This is a genomic window from Leptothoe sp. ISB3NOV94-8A (genome assembly GCF_043421595.1).
Taxonomy (GTDB): domain Bacteria; phylum Cyanobacteriota; class Cyanobacteriia; order Phormidesmidales; family Phormidesmidaceae; genus Leptothoe; species Leptothoe turfae.
In genome coordinates, this window is sequence record NZ_JAXSQW010000001.1 from 3,027,219 (window position 1) to 3,041,454 (window position 14,236).

12 protein-coding genes are annotated in these 14,236 nt (G+C 50.3%); 9 read left to right on the plus strand and 3 right to left on the minus strand.

From position 1 onward, the window contains the following. Positions 1-203 precede the first annotated feature (203 nt). On the minus strand, positions 204-632 hold the full coding sequence (locus SPB21_RS12985) for a hypothetical protein (protein ID WP_499866778.1): 429 nt from the start codon (positions 630-632) through the stop codon (positions 204-206). Positions 633-951: 319 nt separating this feature from the next. Between SPB21_RS12985 and SPB21_RS12990 the strand changes: the two genes are divergently transcribed. Next, entirely contained in the window at positions 952-1,881 is a 930-nt protein-coding gene (locus tag SPB21_RS12990; RefSeq protein WP_163664312.1) for a pentapeptide repeat-containing protein, read from the plus strand. A 41-nt stretch (positions 1,882-1,922) separates the two neighbouring features. Further along, positions 1,923-2,264 (plus strand): divalent-cation tolerance protein CutA, encoded by a 342-nt coding sequence (gene cutA, locus SPB21_RS12995; protein ID WP_006514764.1) that lies wholly within the window; start codon positions 1,923-1,925, stop codon positions 2,262-2,264. Between the two features lie 111 nt (positions 2,265-2,375). Here cutA and SPB21_RS13000 read toward each other — a convergent pair whose 3' ends face one another. Next, positions 2,376-2,987: a cysteine dioxygenase family protein gene (locus SPB21_RS13000; RefSeq protein WP_499866779.1), complete on the minus strand. Its 612-nt coding sequence runs from the start codon at positions 2,985-2,987 to the stop codon at positions 2,376-2,378. A gap of 466 nt (positions 2,988-3,453) precedes the next feature. Here SPB21_RS13000 and SPB21_RS13005 point away from each other — a divergent pair, with 466 nt between their 5' ends. From SPB21_RS13005 to SPB21_RS13015, 3 genes are all read left to right on the plus strand, one after another. Beyond that, positions 3,454-4,371, plus strand: coding sequence for a formylglycine-generating enzyme family protein (locus SPB21_RS13005; RefSeq protein WP_499866780.1), 918 nt, complete (start codon positions 3,454-3,456; stop codon positions 4,369-4,371). Positions 4,372-4,533: 162 nt separating this feature from the next. Beyond that, the gene (locus tag SPB21_RS13010) at positions 4,534-4,755 is read left to right on the plus strand and encodes a hypothetical protein (protein ID WP_499866781.1); all 222 of its coding nucleotides are present in this window, start codon (positions 4,534-4,536) and stop codon (positions 4,753-4,755) included. A gap of 115 nt (positions 4,756-4,870) precedes the next feature. Continuing rightward, positions 4,871-5,743, plus strand: coding sequence for an NAD(P)-dependent oxidoreductase (locus SPB21_RS13015; RefSeq protein WP_163664304.1), 873 nt, complete (start codon positions 4,871-4,873; stop codon positions 5,741-5,743). 53 nt (positions 5,744-5,796) lie between these two features. Here SPB21_RS13015 and SPB21_RS13020 read toward each other — a convergent pair whose 3' ends face one another. Further along, the gene (locus SPB21_RS13020) at positions 5,797-7,317 is read right to left on the minus strand and encodes a SagB/ThcOx family dehydrogenase (RefSeq protein WP_499866782.1); all 1,521 of its coding nucleotides are present in this window, start codon (positions 7,315-7,317) and stop codon (positions 5,797-5,799) included. Between the two features lie 231 nt (positions 7,318-7,548). On the opposite strand from SPB21_RS13020, the gene SPB21_RS13025 reads away from it, so the two are divergent. The 4 genes from SPB21_RS13025 to SPB21_RS13040 all read left to right on the plus strand — a co-directional run bounded on the left by SPB21_RS13025 (position 7,549) and on the right by SPB21_RS13040 (position 14,197). Continuing rightward, positions 7,549-8,094, plus strand: a complete 546-nt coding sequence (locus SPB21_RS13025) for a pentapeptide repeat-containing protein (RefSeq protein WP_163664300.1) — start codon at positions 7,549-7,551, stop codon at positions 8,092-8,094. 87 nt (positions 8,095-8,181) lie between these two features. Further along, entirely contained in the window at positions 8,182-11,055 is a 2,874-nt protein-coding gene (locus SPB21_RS13030; RefSeq protein WP_499866783.1) for a tetratricopeptide repeat protein, read from the plus strand. A gap of 101 nt (positions 11,056-11,156) precedes the next feature. Next, positions 11,157-11,552 (plus strand): hypothetical protein, encoded by a 396-nt coding sequence (locus SPB21_RS13035; RefSeq protein WP_163664296.1) that lies wholly within the window; start codon positions 11,157-11,159, stop codon positions 11,550-11,552. 14 nt (positions 11,553-11,566) lie between these two features. Then, the gene (locus tag SPB21_RS13040) at positions 11,567-14,197 is read left to right on the plus strand and encodes a DUF4132 domain-containing protein (RefSeq protein WP_499866784.1); all 2,631 of its coding nucleotides are present in this window, start codon (positions 11,567-11,569) and stop codon (positions 14,195-14,197) included. The last annotated feature ends 39 nt before the right edge of the window (positions 14,198-14,236 follow it).

Consider the following 14,236-nt stretch of genomic DNA (forward strand, 5'->3'; position numbering starts at 1 on the left):
GCTGCATCGGGATAGCCCAGGTCTCGTTTCATGGTGTGAGTTGGGTTTCCCTTAGGAGTGCGTTTTAACACCAAACACCTGTGCTGATCTGGCCGATCTTCTTCAAGGGTTAGGGGACTGCACAAAAATAAAGACCCAGGTTGGGACTATAGATGGTTGGATGAGTGATGGGGTAATGGGGTGATTATTTAAGCGCAAGCGCCTTAACACATTTGGAGTGTCTGGAGAAAACTGAATAAATGACCCTCGCCACTCACCAACAGTCTTACGGATGTATATCCACTCTCACTCCATGTACCTGGTTGGATGCCATAGACGATCAGGAGGATAGTCGCGATCGCACCCCCAATCCCTACCAATCGCTGATTAAATACCTTTAGCCGTGTAGTATCTGGTGCTCGATATAGCAGAGCGTTAGTCGATTTTCTCAAAGCCAAGTAAGGCATTAAAGCCAAAGCTCCAAAGCCGAAAGAACTCACCACAAATGGCCAAGCCGGTAATGTCTGATCTCGTCCATCCGTCAAGACTAGACTGGCGTAGATAATTGGCCATAGCCCCATCAGATTAAACAAAACAACGGGGCAATGGGTTGATCTGGCCCCATTGCCCCGCTGACAGTTGACAAATGACATCTAAGGTACCAGGGGTACTGGGTGGTGCCAGTAAGACTGCATAAGTTACGAAACCTAACCAAAGTGCTCCTAGGAAAAATGACTGCCATTGCCCTGTTAATGAGGGGGATATAGCAACCTCCTCGGATATCTTCATAAAGTTATGGTGTGTTGAAAGTTCAGATTTTCTTAAGTTTTAAGTTGGTATATCAACCAACATCAACCATCCCATTAATTGTACGAGGTGCCGTCTACTCTATAGAAGTGTCGCCAGTGTGACTTGCCTACCAGCACCTATTCGCCAGCGGCAATCTTTAAAACGCTAGGGTCCTAACCTAAGATGAGAGTTCACGAGTTCCTGCGGCTATACGAATCAGGCCATCGAAACTTTAAAGGAGTTAATCTGAGCGGTGCTGATCTGTCGAACTGCATTTTAGTTAATGTCGATTTGTCCGGTGCTAATTTGACGGCTGCTAACCTGAGTCGAGCCTTTCTCACCAAGGGACAATTTGTCGGTGCTCAGCTACAACGAACCAATTTGCAATTTGCCAAGCTGAGCGAGAGTAACTTTAGCCGTGCCAATCTCACCAAAATTGAGGGTCGTGGAACTTTTTGGATTAAATCTGATCTCTCCCATGCCCGGTTAAGTGGTGCTCAGCTGGCCCATGTAAACTTTCGCCAGAGTCGTTTGCACTGTGCTAATTTTTGCGGCGCAGTCCTGGCTGGAGCTAACTTGCGAGAAGCCCAATTAAGGGGGGCCAATCTTGCCTGGGCCAACTTGAGCGATGCCCGTCTTTATGGTGCCGACATTACCGCTGTGCAATTTAATGGCGCACATTTAGAAGGGGCGCGGCTTAATGGCCTTAATTTTCAAGACTATGACCTGAACGGCATTAACTTTTCCCATGCCCATATGAAGGGAGCAAATTTGCAGGGAACTAACTTAACAGCCGCCAATTTTTCCCACGCTCAGTTACAACATGCCAATCTGCAACAGGCTCAAATGGTTGGGGCCAACTTGCACTATGCCCAATTGCAACGGGCTAATCTTGTGAATGTCGATCTTAGTCGCGCCAATATTGATCAAGCAGATTTAACAGGCGTCATACTCACCCATACAACCCTAGAAAAATCCAAGCCAGGAACTGTAGTCGTAAATCAAGGGATATTAGCGCGAAAATCAGTAAGTAAGTATTTCTGCCATTCAGTCTCAGACATCTGTAATAGCGCCCAGAGTGCCCATGGGACTATTCTCTCCAGTTTCGGTTAGATCCCTTTAATGTTGTCTGGTTTAGATTTTAGCTTTGAGATATGACGTCATCTTCCCAACTGGGTCTCGTGTTAGTCACTACGGCTACTGAAACAGAAGCCCGTGCAATTGTTAAAAGCTTGATTGAGTCTAGATTGGCAGCCTGCGTCACCTTGACTCCAATTCAATCAATTTATCGTTGGCAGGGGGCTGTTCACAGCGACTCTGAGTACCAATTGTCGATTAAAACTGACCTGGCGCTATTTGACCAAATTGCCGCACAGATAGAGCACCAGCACAGCTACGATTTGCCAGAGATTATAGCAGTCCCTATTGTTGAGAGCACTGAGAGTTACGGCCAGTGGGTGAGGGAACAGGTTGGTGAGAGAGCAAGTAGGGACTAGGGACTAGGGAGTGGGGCTACAGCTGTGAAAGGGATATCTTGATGGAGTTTTCCGTTTCAACAGAAATAGCGCAGTCGTCCCTACTGTCCACTCCCTGAGTCCCATTCCCCCTTAAAACAGCTTCGCTGTTTGCGCCTTCACGTCATACTCGTACCGGGTCTTGTAGTCAGTGACTCCGTAGAGGTTAAAGGAAACTGTCGGTTCATCTCCTATGGGTTGTACCTGGTGAATTGCCCCTGGTGTAAAGCCAATAATGTCGCCAGGTACTAGATCTATCTCCCCAGCCGACTCTAGACGATGGGGCTTGTCTTCAGTGGGGGAACGTTGCCACAAATGATTTTTTTCCTCGCCACCAATCAAAGCAACAATCCCCCATGCTGAGTGGTTATGGATTGTTGATACTTGGCCAGGTGCCCAGGCCACCATTTGAACTGTTAGGGGAAATTCATATTCTCGATACAGAAATTTTACGGACCATCCAGTTTTTGGGGACGGTGCATCATACTCCATTTGTAACCAGTAGGAGCTAGTTAGTAGCTTACGGACAAGGGGCACAATCTTCTGAATACGAATACTGTCATCCTTCTCGTCTGCCAAAATGTCTTCTAAATCCGTTAAAAAGCGATACAGCCGATAAACACGTTTTGGGGGCTGCACATTATCCGTGCCTCCAAACGTGGTTGGCTGACCGTCATCGGTAATTAACCAGTTATGGTTTGTCATGGGCAAAGGGGCAAGAGTAGATTTATCAGACTAATGGCTTCATCTTAGATTCTCAAACACACAAAGATATAGCCATCCGCTGGTACTTAGAACATTGCCCTAATGTAACAGTGTTATATGAAAGAAACGTTTCATCTTGTAACAGCGGTGTGCTTACAGTCCGCACCTAGACACTGGGTTAAATTCTCTTGCCTGTAACCTAATTCAGCTAATAGGCGGAGCAAACTTAAGCTATTTAGCTTTGAGGGGATTATGGCCATAAACCTTTTTGTGATTTTCAAGGTCAAACCAATTATCTTCTGCGTTATTCCTTAGAGCTCAAAGTGACTTACTGGGCAGGGCAAATAGTGCCAACGTTAGGGAATCTTAGCCAGTAGAACTCGACTCCGTTTACGCCCCCGGAACGCTTTTGGTGTATATGCTTAACTCACGCTCAAAACAGTACCTTCGTCGGTCTTTAACTTGGATGCTATTTACAGTTGTCTTGGCAACTGGATGTGGTCAAGCCAACTCGCAGGTGGATCCGAGCGTTCATATTGGCCCAGATGGTCAAGATATTCGGTGCACTAAAGATTCCTTATATGTTGAACGGGGCCGTTACATATCTGGTAGCGACCAAAAGGAACGGGACTTTGCCTATCGTATTTCGGCCCAGTCTTTAGCGACTACGCCAGAAGAGGCCCTGGATATAGAAACTCGTTTACGCCAGCAGCGATGGTTTGATTTTGAACCTGAGGCTGGCAATCAACGTCTGGCAGCATTTTGCATTAGTCGCAATCTAGTTACAAACGCAGATTATCAAGAGTTTGTGCTCGCAACTGGTTATCATCAGCCTGGCATCACTGCCGAGAACTACCAAGAGCAAAATATGCTGGTGCACTCCTATCAAGACCTGCGCCCATACTTTTGGCGGGGCTACCAGTTCCCTCCGGGTAAAGCGCAACACCCGGTTGTGCTGGTGTCTCAAAAAGATGCCTTAGCCTATGCCGCTTGGAAAAGCCAGGAAGATGGGCTTGAGTATCGACTGCCCACAGCTGACGAATGGGAAAAAGCAGCTCGCGGGATGGATGGACGTTATTTTGCTTGGGGTAGCGAATGGCAAGAGCAGGCTACAAACTGGCAGAAAAACGGACCCGAAGGAACTAGCCGTGTGGGTGCTTATCCCCTGAGTAAGAGTCCTTACGGTGTGGAAGACATGGCGGGCAATGTGTTTGAATTTACATCAACCGTATACGTGCAGGACGGTCAGGAGCGGGCCATTATGAAAGGTTGCGCCTGGGATGATCTGCCAGGATTTTGCCGGACTGCCTATCGCCATGGCCGACCTACGACCTATCGTCATATTTTGTTCGGATTTCGTTTGGTTTCGGACCCAAAACGCTAGTTTTGGCTAAAAAATCAGCTAGACTCCCTTACTTTTCAGGTAATTAGTATCTTTTTCTCAGCCAACATTAAGGTTGATCGCGAATAATTATTCGCGGATTAATTTGTCGATTTGGTTTCGGCTGCATTATTATCTGTTCAATGCTTTAAGAGGAGCCCTCTGATGAAAGTTAATTATTTAGCGGCTGTTGCAGCTGCTTCTGTGTTGAGTGTTGGTGTTCTAACTGGTTGCGGCGGCGGCGGCGCAAATCCCTGTGCCGCTGACCCTTGCGCAGCACCCACTGAAGAAGTTGCTCCCTGTGCAGCTCCTTGTGCGGCTGACCCCTGTGCGGCTGACCCCTGTGCCGCTGACCCCTGTGCGGCTGACCCCTGTGCAGGCAGCTAACGTCTAGTACAGCTCAAAGACAACTGGATATTTACAAATTCAGCTTCCTGAAATTAGTTTCAGGAAGCTTTTGCTATGGTGACGGTGCCACAGCTAACACCACAGGAAGACTGCTATGAAGGTTGCATTTATTGGCCTTGGTACTATGGGCATGCCCATGGCCCTAAATTTGCTAGCTACAGGCCATCAGCTCATTGTCCATAATCGTAGTCGCGATCGCGAATTACCCCTGGTCGAGGCAGGTGCCCAGCGAGCCGCCACACCCGCTGCTGCTGCCACAGAGGCTGAAATTATTGTAATTTGCGTTAGCGATACGCCCGACGTTGAAGCAGTGCTTCTCGGGCCTGAGGGTGTGATTTCAGGAGCACAGCCCAATAGTTTAGTCATCGACATGTCCACCATTAGCCCCACGGTCACCCGAGCCATTGCAGCTGAGCTGGCTGAGCAGCAGATTGCCATGTTGGATGCTCCCGTATCCGGCGGTTCAGAAGGGGCGACCAACGGCACTCTATCCATCATGGTGGGGGGGGAAGCTGAAGCACTAACTAAAGCGATGCCTGTCCTGCAGGCCCTGGGTAAAACAATTACCCACGTTGGCCCCATCGGTGCTGGGCAAACCACCAAGGCCATTAATCAGATCGTTGTTGCAGGTACCTTTTGGGCCGTTGCTGAAGGGTTAGCTCTGGGGCTAAAAGCGGAGTTGGATATGGAAAAAGTCGTCCAGGCCGTGGGTGGTGGTGCGGCTAGTTCTTGGGCCTTTACCAATCGGTCTGGCAATATGCTCGATAATACCTATCCCCTTGGGTTCCGGATGCGGCTGCACCGCAAAGATTTGCTCATTGCTCTGGAGGCAGCCCGCGAACTGGGGTTGCCACTACCCATGGCAGCCTATGTGGAGCAGATTGAGAGTGGGCTGATCGCTCAGGGCTTTGGGGATGAAGATATGTCAGCGATTGCTCGCAGTCTGCGAGAGATGGGGGGGATCTAAAGGGTGTACGGAGATCGGACGGGAGGACCCTGCCCGCTTTCCGCATCAGGAGCTTAAGGTACGCCGATGGTGGTGATGTATAGCACGGCCTCATCCTCGGGGATGCCGAGGACGTCATTGACCTGATCGTCAAAGAACCCGGCAATGCCGCTCACACCGAGACCTAAGCGTGTGGCTGCCACATTCAGCCGCTGCCCTAGATGACCGGCATCCATGTGCAAATAGCGATATGTCCGATCACAATGGCGCTCAACGGCCTGTTTCAAATTGGCCGTATGCATAATGGCCACACTGGCATCACGGCCTAAGTGCTGTTCTAAGCAAAGATGATGTAGCTCGCGCCGGAAATGCTTAAACCGCACCTGTCGTAGGGTGGTTTCTGCCGGATCGTAGTAATAGCAGCCTGCATCCAGATTGTTGACGGCCAACACGACGATAAACGTCTGAATCAGGCTCAAATCAAAATAGTCGGGCTGCGGGTCGAACCCTTGTTCGCTATAGTTTTCAGGGTGATAGGTAAAATCCAGCAGCTGCCGTAGAGGATCCAAGGAAATTGCCGCACCCCGATAACGGCGAGTCGAACGCCGGTGCAGCATAGATTTAGTCAAATACTCCAGCCCTTCTCCCCAACTGATAGGGGCTACTTTGGTACTGGCGTTATTGCCAAATGGAAACGCATACTGGGAGCCAGCGAGTTGAGGCGAATGATCTAACCGGGCTTGCTCCAGACTTTTATCTGGCTGAGGGGTAATTTTGCTGGCCTGATGCAGTGCGGCCAGCAGCTGACCGTCATCTACCGTCACCCCATGCTCAGATACCTGTAAATCACTAGACAATGTGGTGCAGCCCCGGGGTAGGTTCTGCTCGACCTGTAGCAAATCGGCCAGGGCTAAAACCGCGATCGCACCCTCCTCTTCTGGGTTCAGGTACAGCAGATCATTCACCGCATCATCCACAAATCCACCGATCAGATGGGGGCGATAGTCACACAGCGATGCTGCCAGATCCACATTGCCCAATAAATGGCCTGTGTCCAGACATACCCGACGATAGGCCCGGGCCTGATAACGCCAGACCGAACGCTGGAACACAACGCTGGTCACCATCGCCAGGTGAGTGTGCTCCAGGGCCGGATGCCAAAAACAAGCCTCCTGCAATCGCTGCCACGGATGATCGTCCCAGAACCGCACCAAACTATGGGTCTTGACCTGATAATTGTATAAACCAGCAGGCAGATGGGATGTGCCCCGGGAAATCAAGTAAATTTCTGCCGGGTACAGCGCACCGGCAGATGGGGCCGAACGCAGATAAACCGTATCCCCTATCGTGCTGGTAAATTTGGCCGTTAACCCATAGCTGTGGAATAAGAATTGCGATAGCCGCTGCCACCATTGATCGCTGGGACGTTCCACCGCTCCTAAATAGCCCTGTAGATCAAACCGGCTGCCCAAGGGATAACGTTTGTAAACTTCAGGCTGGTCAGCCCAGTTTAGGGTTCCTTGGGGCAGCGCATCGGGGAAATACTTAGTGCGTTGGTGATAGTGATAGGCGAGAGAGTGCGATGCCTTAGTCATGGCTGTGCAGTGGAGCTATCGATTGAGTGGATACCCAAGGCCGAGGATGCCCCCGAAAATCTTAAGTGACGCTTAAGAAAGCCTTTTTTCTACGATATGTATCTTAATTTACATTCTGTAACATCTTGCTTTCAGGTGCCAAACATTTCTGGAGCAATAGCAATATTTATTGAGCCAGTTGGAGGCTGGCCTTATCGCAAGTGGCAGGTATCCAATTCAATTTTGACGTAGATGGGTATGACGGTTGATGAATTCTTAGCGGCCTATCAAGCTGGGAAACGTGACTTTCAAGACATTGTGCTAGAAGCAGCTAACTTATTTGATTGCGATATCCGCAACTGTGATCTCACGGGTGCTCACCTGCAGGGAGCCTATTTACCCTATGCCAAGCTCAGTCGGGTGCGGTTAATTGAGGCCACCTTAACGGATGCCAATCTGGGTAATGCCTTACTACAGGCTTCAGATTTGTCGCAAGCTAACCTACAGCGGGCCATCCTGTCCTATGGGAATTTGCGGGGAGCCAAGTTATCTGACGCGACGTTGTATCAGGCCAACCTTTACAGGGCTGACTTAACCGGGGCTGATTTAACGGGAGCCGATCTACGTCAGGTGAATTTAAGTCGGGCCAACTTAACCCAGGCCAACTTAACCCAGGTAGATTTGCGGGGTGCTAATTTATTCCGGGCCCGGCAGGTGGATTTAAGTGACGTGATATGCGATCGCACCACCATTGGTCCCGATGGTTATCCTATAGAAAATAGCGAGAATGAATTGTAGAGGCGTTCCGGTGGAACGCCTCTACAAGCCGCCCTAGCTCAGGTATGCTATGAGCAGTCTTTAAGACCTGTCCTGCCCTTCCCCTCTATGACTGTGAGCGCATCATCAAAATCCGCTAATTGGCCAAAGTTGGCCCTCATGCTGATCTTAATGTGTGCTCCCATTCGACCGGGTCATGCCCAGACGGACACCACGATCACATCCTTGGGTAACAGCTCCACGGCTGAAGCGACGACGGCTGTGAATCAGCGTCCTGACGATGCTGGTGATTCTTCTGACTGGAGCATTGTGCTGCTGAGTATTTTGATCGGCACCTTGATCTTGCTCCTGGGGATGGGGATGGCCATGCTCTGGGTAATGCGCAGTGCGGTGGAAACAGAAATCACCAAGAATGTGACTAAAAACGTCCTTGGTCAGCTCAATGAAATCGAAAACCTGGAGAGCAAGATCCAGGCTGCCACCCGTAGAATTGATGGCATTTTGGCTGAGGCTGACGACCGCGCCGATGAGCTGGTGGAACGCTCCACCAGTTTTCAGCGAGACCTGACCACCCAGCGCAATAGTTTAACCAAGCTACTGGCGGATATTACTGACCTGAAGGCACGAACCGTTAAAGATTGGCAAACGGAGCTGGATAATGCTCGCCAGTCTTTTGGCACGACCCAAACCGATTTTCTGCAAGAGCTGGATAACCTGAAACAGACCACGATTCAGCAGCTGCAAACTCTCCAAGCCGATACCCGGCGGCAGCAACAGTCTGTATTTCAGGGGTTAGATACTGCCCAGTCCACCCTGGATAATCATTTGGCAGGTCTTAAAGCCACCGCTGACCATCGCCAAGGTATTTATCTCGATGAGCTAGAGCGCAAAGAATCTATCTTTTCTGACGAGATTGGTACACTACAGGCCAACACCATTGAGCAGCGCGATCGCTGGTTAGAAAAGTTGACCAGCCTGGAAAAAAATATTGGCCCCCAGCTAGAAGATTTGCGTAAGGCCATGAAAGCACAGCTGGAGCAGCAGCGGGACAGCATTATCGAAGAAATGCAGCAGGACCGGGGGGACTTTACCCAGGAAATGCAGCAAAGCCGGGGAGAATTTGCCCAGCAGCTGAACGAGATGCAGGCTAATGCCCTGGGCCATAAAGAATTAGCACTGCAGACCATTGAACGTTCAGTGGGTGACCTGCAACAGCAGTTTCAGCAGCTGCGTAACGATATTGAAGGCCGCAAAGCTGACCTGATGCAGCAGTTACGTCAGTCCACCGATGACTTTTTGACCCAGTTTGCCACCCTCCGAGTGGATGTGGAAGGTCGTAAAGGGGTGCTGTTAGGGGATATGGACCAGGTGGCCGCCAACTTTAAGCACCAGCTAGAACGACTGCAAGGGGACCTCAGCACCGAGCGAGATGAGTCATTTCGAGCATTGCAGCAGACAGCTAACAGTTTTGCCAATCAGCTCAGCCAGTTGCAAAGTGAAACAGGTGATCAGCAGTCTCGCACGCTGCAGACTATTGATGGCGCTGCCCGCGAATTTAACCGTCAGCTTACGGAGCTGCAGTCCAGTGTGACCCAGCAGCAGCAAGAGTCGTTGCAAAGTCTGCAGCAGCTTGAGGGCGAGTTTACCCAGCAATTGGGGCAAGTGCGTGATGTGGTGTTTGGCCGTCGCGACGTGGTGATCGACAAGCTGGATCAGTTTGATGCCAGCCTGGGGACGCAGATCAATGAGCTGGCGAATGCCGCCCGTGGTCGTCAGCAGGAAGCCCAGCAGCGGCTAATGGTGATTGTTGAGCGCTTTGCTACAGCCCTTGACGACCTGAAAACCCGGTTTGAAGGAGAGCAGTCTACCTCAGCCGCTGATTTGGAGCAGCTAAAACAGAGCTTTGCGGAGCAGCTGGATAGCTTGCAAACTGATGCCAAGGTGCAAAAGGACCAGATTATGCGCCAGTTAGGGGAAGTGACGCCTGAATATGTGGCTGATTCGTTTGTGGATACGGCTCAAACTCAACTGCAAAGCCTGACCGAGCGCCTGGCACGGCTACAGTCTAATCGCCCCGAGCTGTTTGAGACCATTGACGAGCTTGTGGCCGAGGCTGAAGGCCAGATTGAAGCCGGTAATTTAGAAGATGCGATCGCAACCTACGATCGAGCCCTAGCCATCCAGCCAAACAATGCAGAACTGTGGTTAGCCCGCAGTAAACCCCTCACCCAGCTGAAACGTCGTGATGAGGCCCTAACGGCGTTGCAAAAGGTGATTGACCTGGAGCCCCAGCGCAAAGAAGCCTGGTATCAACGCGGTCTAGTACTGCGTGAGCTACGTCGCTATGACGATGCCCTGACCACCTTTGAACGGGTGATTGAACTCAATGATACGGACCCAAGAGCCTGGCTCAATAAGGGCATGGTGCTCAGCCGTCTCAAGCAGCGAGAAAAGGCAATTATTTCCTTTGATAAGGCCATTGCCCTTAACCCCACTTACCACGAAGCCTGGGTGAACCGTGGAGTGGCCTACGGTATTTTGCAACAGCCAGAGGAAGCATTTAAGTCCTTTGATAAGGCAGTCAAGATTCAGGAAAACGACGGTGTGGCCTGGCTAAATCGGGGATTGGCACTGTTGGATCTAGAGCGCTTTGAAGATGCGGTACCGTCGTTTGAGCAGGCCACACGGTTTAAGCCAGATTTAGTCAAGGCCTGGGATAATCGCGGATTGGCACTCGTTAAGCTGGGTCGAGACCGGGATGCCCTCAAGAGTTTTGAAAAAGCACTGGAGTTAAACCCGGCCTATGCAAAGACGTACTACAACCGTGCCGTTTGTTATGCCCTACAGCGGGAGACTGATAAGTCCCTAGAAAATTTGCAGAAAGCGGTGCAGATTGATCCGCGCTATAAAGAAGAAGCCCAGGCAGACGAAAGCTTTGAAGATATTTGGCAGGACAACTGGTTCAAAGAGTTAGTGGCGTAGGTTGGGTTGAATTTTGAGAAACCCAACAATCTAAATACGCGAGAAGGAACTGGGTAAGCTCTCATTAAGTCTGCTAGGTTTAGCGATCTCATTTCAAGCCCATGAAAAACCGCTTAAATATCCGAGATACCAACACCCTGGGTGATGATGGCCCCATGCTGGTACTAGATTTTTTAACCGAACAGATTACGGTGCGAGAGCTAATTCGCAGTCGGGTTTATCAAGAAGTGAAAGACTTTAATGCGAAGCAGCCGGACGTTTTTACAGGATTGGTGCAACCCACTGAAACCGAACAGACACTAAACGGTTACAAACTGCGTAAACCCCGCAAGATTAACTGGGAAGCTCAGTTTGAAAAAGCCATTACCGCCTTTCAAAGTAACGGCTTTATCATTTTGGTGGATGACGAACAAGTGACGGAGCTGGAAGACGAGATCACCATTGCCCCTGAGACTTCGGTCACCTTTATGAAATTGGTCCCCCTGGTGGGCGGTTAGTTGGGAGGTTAACCATGACCATCAACAATGCTGATATCATCCAAGCAGTTCTGCAAGAGCATCAAGAGCCAACCAAAGGTCCCTCTTACAACTTCAAAGAGTCTGACATTTGGGAAGAAATCTCTAAACTCAATCGAGCTGAGCAAGCTGAGTTAGCCCTTGCCATGGTGCAAGCCTATAAGCACCACATGGAACAGGCGACTAACAATGACGATGGTGATGCCTATGGCAACGCCTCTGGTATTGCCAATGTGTTGCTACTGATCTTAAATCGCAAACTACCTTTTACCGCAGACGGTGTGATTGACTTTCTAGTCACCTGTCAAGATCGGAATCTGCGCACCTGGTATTGGTATACACCTGTCAAAAAGCTGACGCGAGATTATCTCAAAGACCATGTTCTAACGCCCGAGCTGCAAGCTGCTATTGAAGCAACCTGCAACAGCTGGTCACAACTTTACGGCGATGCACCCAAAGCCGCCAACCAACTACGCTTGTTAATCTCCGCTGAGACCAAAACTCTGGCAGTCACCCCCGGAGAACCCTGGTCTGATGCAGCTAAACAAACTATCGAAGCACTGCCCGAAACCAAACAAGCTACCTGGATTCAACTGATTGAAGCCTGCTCTACAGCCTCTGGAGGTAAACCCACCGCCAAGTGGCTCAAAAGCGCCAAACCTCTGCGCCAGGCTGTAGGTATAGACACCTTTCAACAGTATCTAGTGGAGTGGTGTCCACTGGTAGACCAGCCCCGCACGCAGCCTTTGCCCGGTTGGCGTGGTGGTGATGATGTGATTCAAGACAAAAATGCCGACATTCTCAAAGGTTTAGTGTGGCTCTGTGCGGATCAAACCGAGGAAGAGTTGGTGCGTGCTTTGGGAAAACTAGCAGTTTCAGCCTATCGCAAAATTCCTGGCATTGGACCACGGTGCGTGAAGCTGGGCAATGCCTGTGTGTGGGCCTTGGGGCAAATGCCCACAGCGGATGCCATTGGTCAGCTGGCATTGTTAAAGGTAAAGGTAAAGTTTGGCACGGCCCAAAAGGGAATTGAAAAAGCACTGACAGCTGCGGCTGAGCGAGAGGGACTACCCCGAGAAGAAATTGAAGAGTTGGCGGTGCCCACCTATGGGTTGAGTGAGGTGGGCGTGCGGCGAGAGACATTGGGCGAGTTTACGGCTGAGCTGATGGTGACTGGCACTAGTAGCACAGTGCTACGGTGGCTTAAGGCAGATGGCAACGTGCAAAAGTCAGTGCCTAAGGCCGTTAAGGATAACTACGGTGAGGATCTAAAGGAGCTAAAACAGGCAGCAAAAGATATTCAGAAGATGTTGCCCGCCCAGAGAGACCGCATCGAGGCATTTTATCTACAGCAGAAGACGTGGGGTTTTACTATCTGGCAGGAGCGTTATGTCAATCATCCATTGGTGGGTACTTTAGCGAGACGGATTCTCTGGCAGTTTGAAGAAGATGGAAAACATGCTGTAGGGTTCTGGTTTGACAGGGAAAACGGTCCCCCCAGCTCCCAAAACTTGGGGGAAGTCTCTGCTCAAAGTCCCCCAGACTTGGAGGATTTAGGGGGCCAAGGCAAGATAGCCAACACGACTCAAACATCTTTGAAGACAAATCTAGTCGATCTACAAGGAAAACCCATTGACTGGTTGACACATAAAACTCGCGTCAGTCTATGGCATCCGATTACAGCAACAACTGAGACCATTCAGGCCTGGCGCAGTTGGTTAGTTAACCATGGGATTCAGCAGCCGTTTAAACAGGCCCACCGGGAGATTTATCTACTCACGGCGGCTGAAGAGACTACTCGTGTGTACTCCAATCGGTTTGCAGCCCACATTATTAAGCAGCATCAGTTTAATGCGCTGTGTGGTCAGCGGGGCTGGAAGAATCAGCTGAGGCTGATGGTGGATGATGATTATGAACCGGCACGGTTACTATTGCCCAAGTGGGATTTGCGGGCAGAGTTTTGGATTGAAGGGATTGGGGATGACTACGGTAGCGATACGACTGAGGCGGGTACCTATCTTTATTTAGCGACGGACCAGGTGAGGTTTTACCCAATTGATGCGGCGAGTAATTTTGCCCATGCGGGTGGTGGTGGTTATGGCACCTATCGTAATGCTCCAGCAGAGCCGATACCGTTGAGTGACATTCCGGCATTGGTATTGACAGAGGTGTTACGGGATGTAGATTTGTTTGTGGGTGTTGCCAGTGTGGGCAATGATCCAAACTGGACGGATGGTGGCGCTGAAGGACGACGACAGTATTATGACTACTGGCATGATTATTCGTTTGGGGAGCTATCGGCGACTGCCCAGACGCGACGGCAAGTGTTGGAAAATTTGGTGCCCAAGTTGAAGAAGATTGCTAGCCGCTGTTCGTTTCAGGAACGATTTTTGGTGGTGAGGGGGGATATTCGCACCTATAAGATTCACCTGGGCAGTGGGAATATTTTGATGGAGCCGAATGATCAGTATTTGTGTATTGTGCGGGCAGGGAAGAGTGCGGCGGATAAAGTGTTTCTGCCCTTTGAGGGGGATAAGACCCTGGCGCTGATTTTGAGCAAGGCGTTTTTGCTGGCCGAGGATACAAAAATTACAGACAAAACAATTTTGAGCCAGATTAACCCGTAGGTTGGGGTTGAAGTGGATTGTTGGGTTTTGGAGAGCCGC

Coding starts and splice junctions, on each gene's coding strand:
- SPB21_RS12985 (WP_499866778.1), bottom strand. CDS start 632: ATGTCATTTGTCAACTGTCAGCGGGGCAATGGGGCCAGATCAACCCAT.
- SPB21_RS12990 (WP_163664312.1), top strand. CDS start 952: ATGAGAGTTCACGAGTTCCTGCGGCTATACGAATCAGGCCATCGAAAC.
- cutA (WP_006514764.1), top strand. CDS start 1,923: ATGACGTCATCTTCCCAACTGGGTCTCGTGTTAGTCACTACGGCTACT.
- SPB21_RS13000 (WP_499866779.1), bottom strand. CDS start 2,987: ATGACAAACCATAACTGGTTAATTACCGATGACGGTCAGCCAACCACG.
- SPB21_RS13005 (WP_499866780.1), top strand. CDS start 3,454: ATGCTATTTACAGTTGTCTTGGCAACTGGATGTGGTCAAGCCAACTCG.
- SPB21_RS13010 (WP_499866781.1), top strand. CDS start 4,534: ATGAAAGTTAATTATTTAGCGGCTGTTGCAGCTGCTTCTGTGTTGAGT.
- SPB21_RS13015 (WP_163664304.1), top strand. CDS start 4,871: ATGAAGGTTGCATTTATTGGCCTTGGTACTATGGGCATGCCCATGGCC.
- SPB21_RS13020 (WP_499866782.1), bottom strand. CDS start 7,317: ATGACTAAGGCATCGCACTCTCTCGCCTATCACTATCACCAACGCACT.
- SPB21_RS13025 (WP_163664300.1), top strand. CDS start 7,549: ATGGGTATGACGGTTGATGAATTCTTAGCGGCCTATCAAGCTGGGAAA.
- SPB21_RS13030 (WP_499866783.1), top strand. CDS start 8,182: ATGACTGTGAGCGCATCATCAAAATCCGCTAATTGGCCAAAGTTGGCC.
- SPB21_RS13035 (WP_163664296.1), top strand. CDS start 11,157: ATGAAAAACCGCTTAAATATCCGAGATACCAACACCCTGGGTGATGAT.
- SPB21_RS13040 (WP_499866784.1), top strand. CDS start 11,567: ATGACCATCAACAATGCTGATATCATCCAAGCAGTTCTGCAAGAGCAT.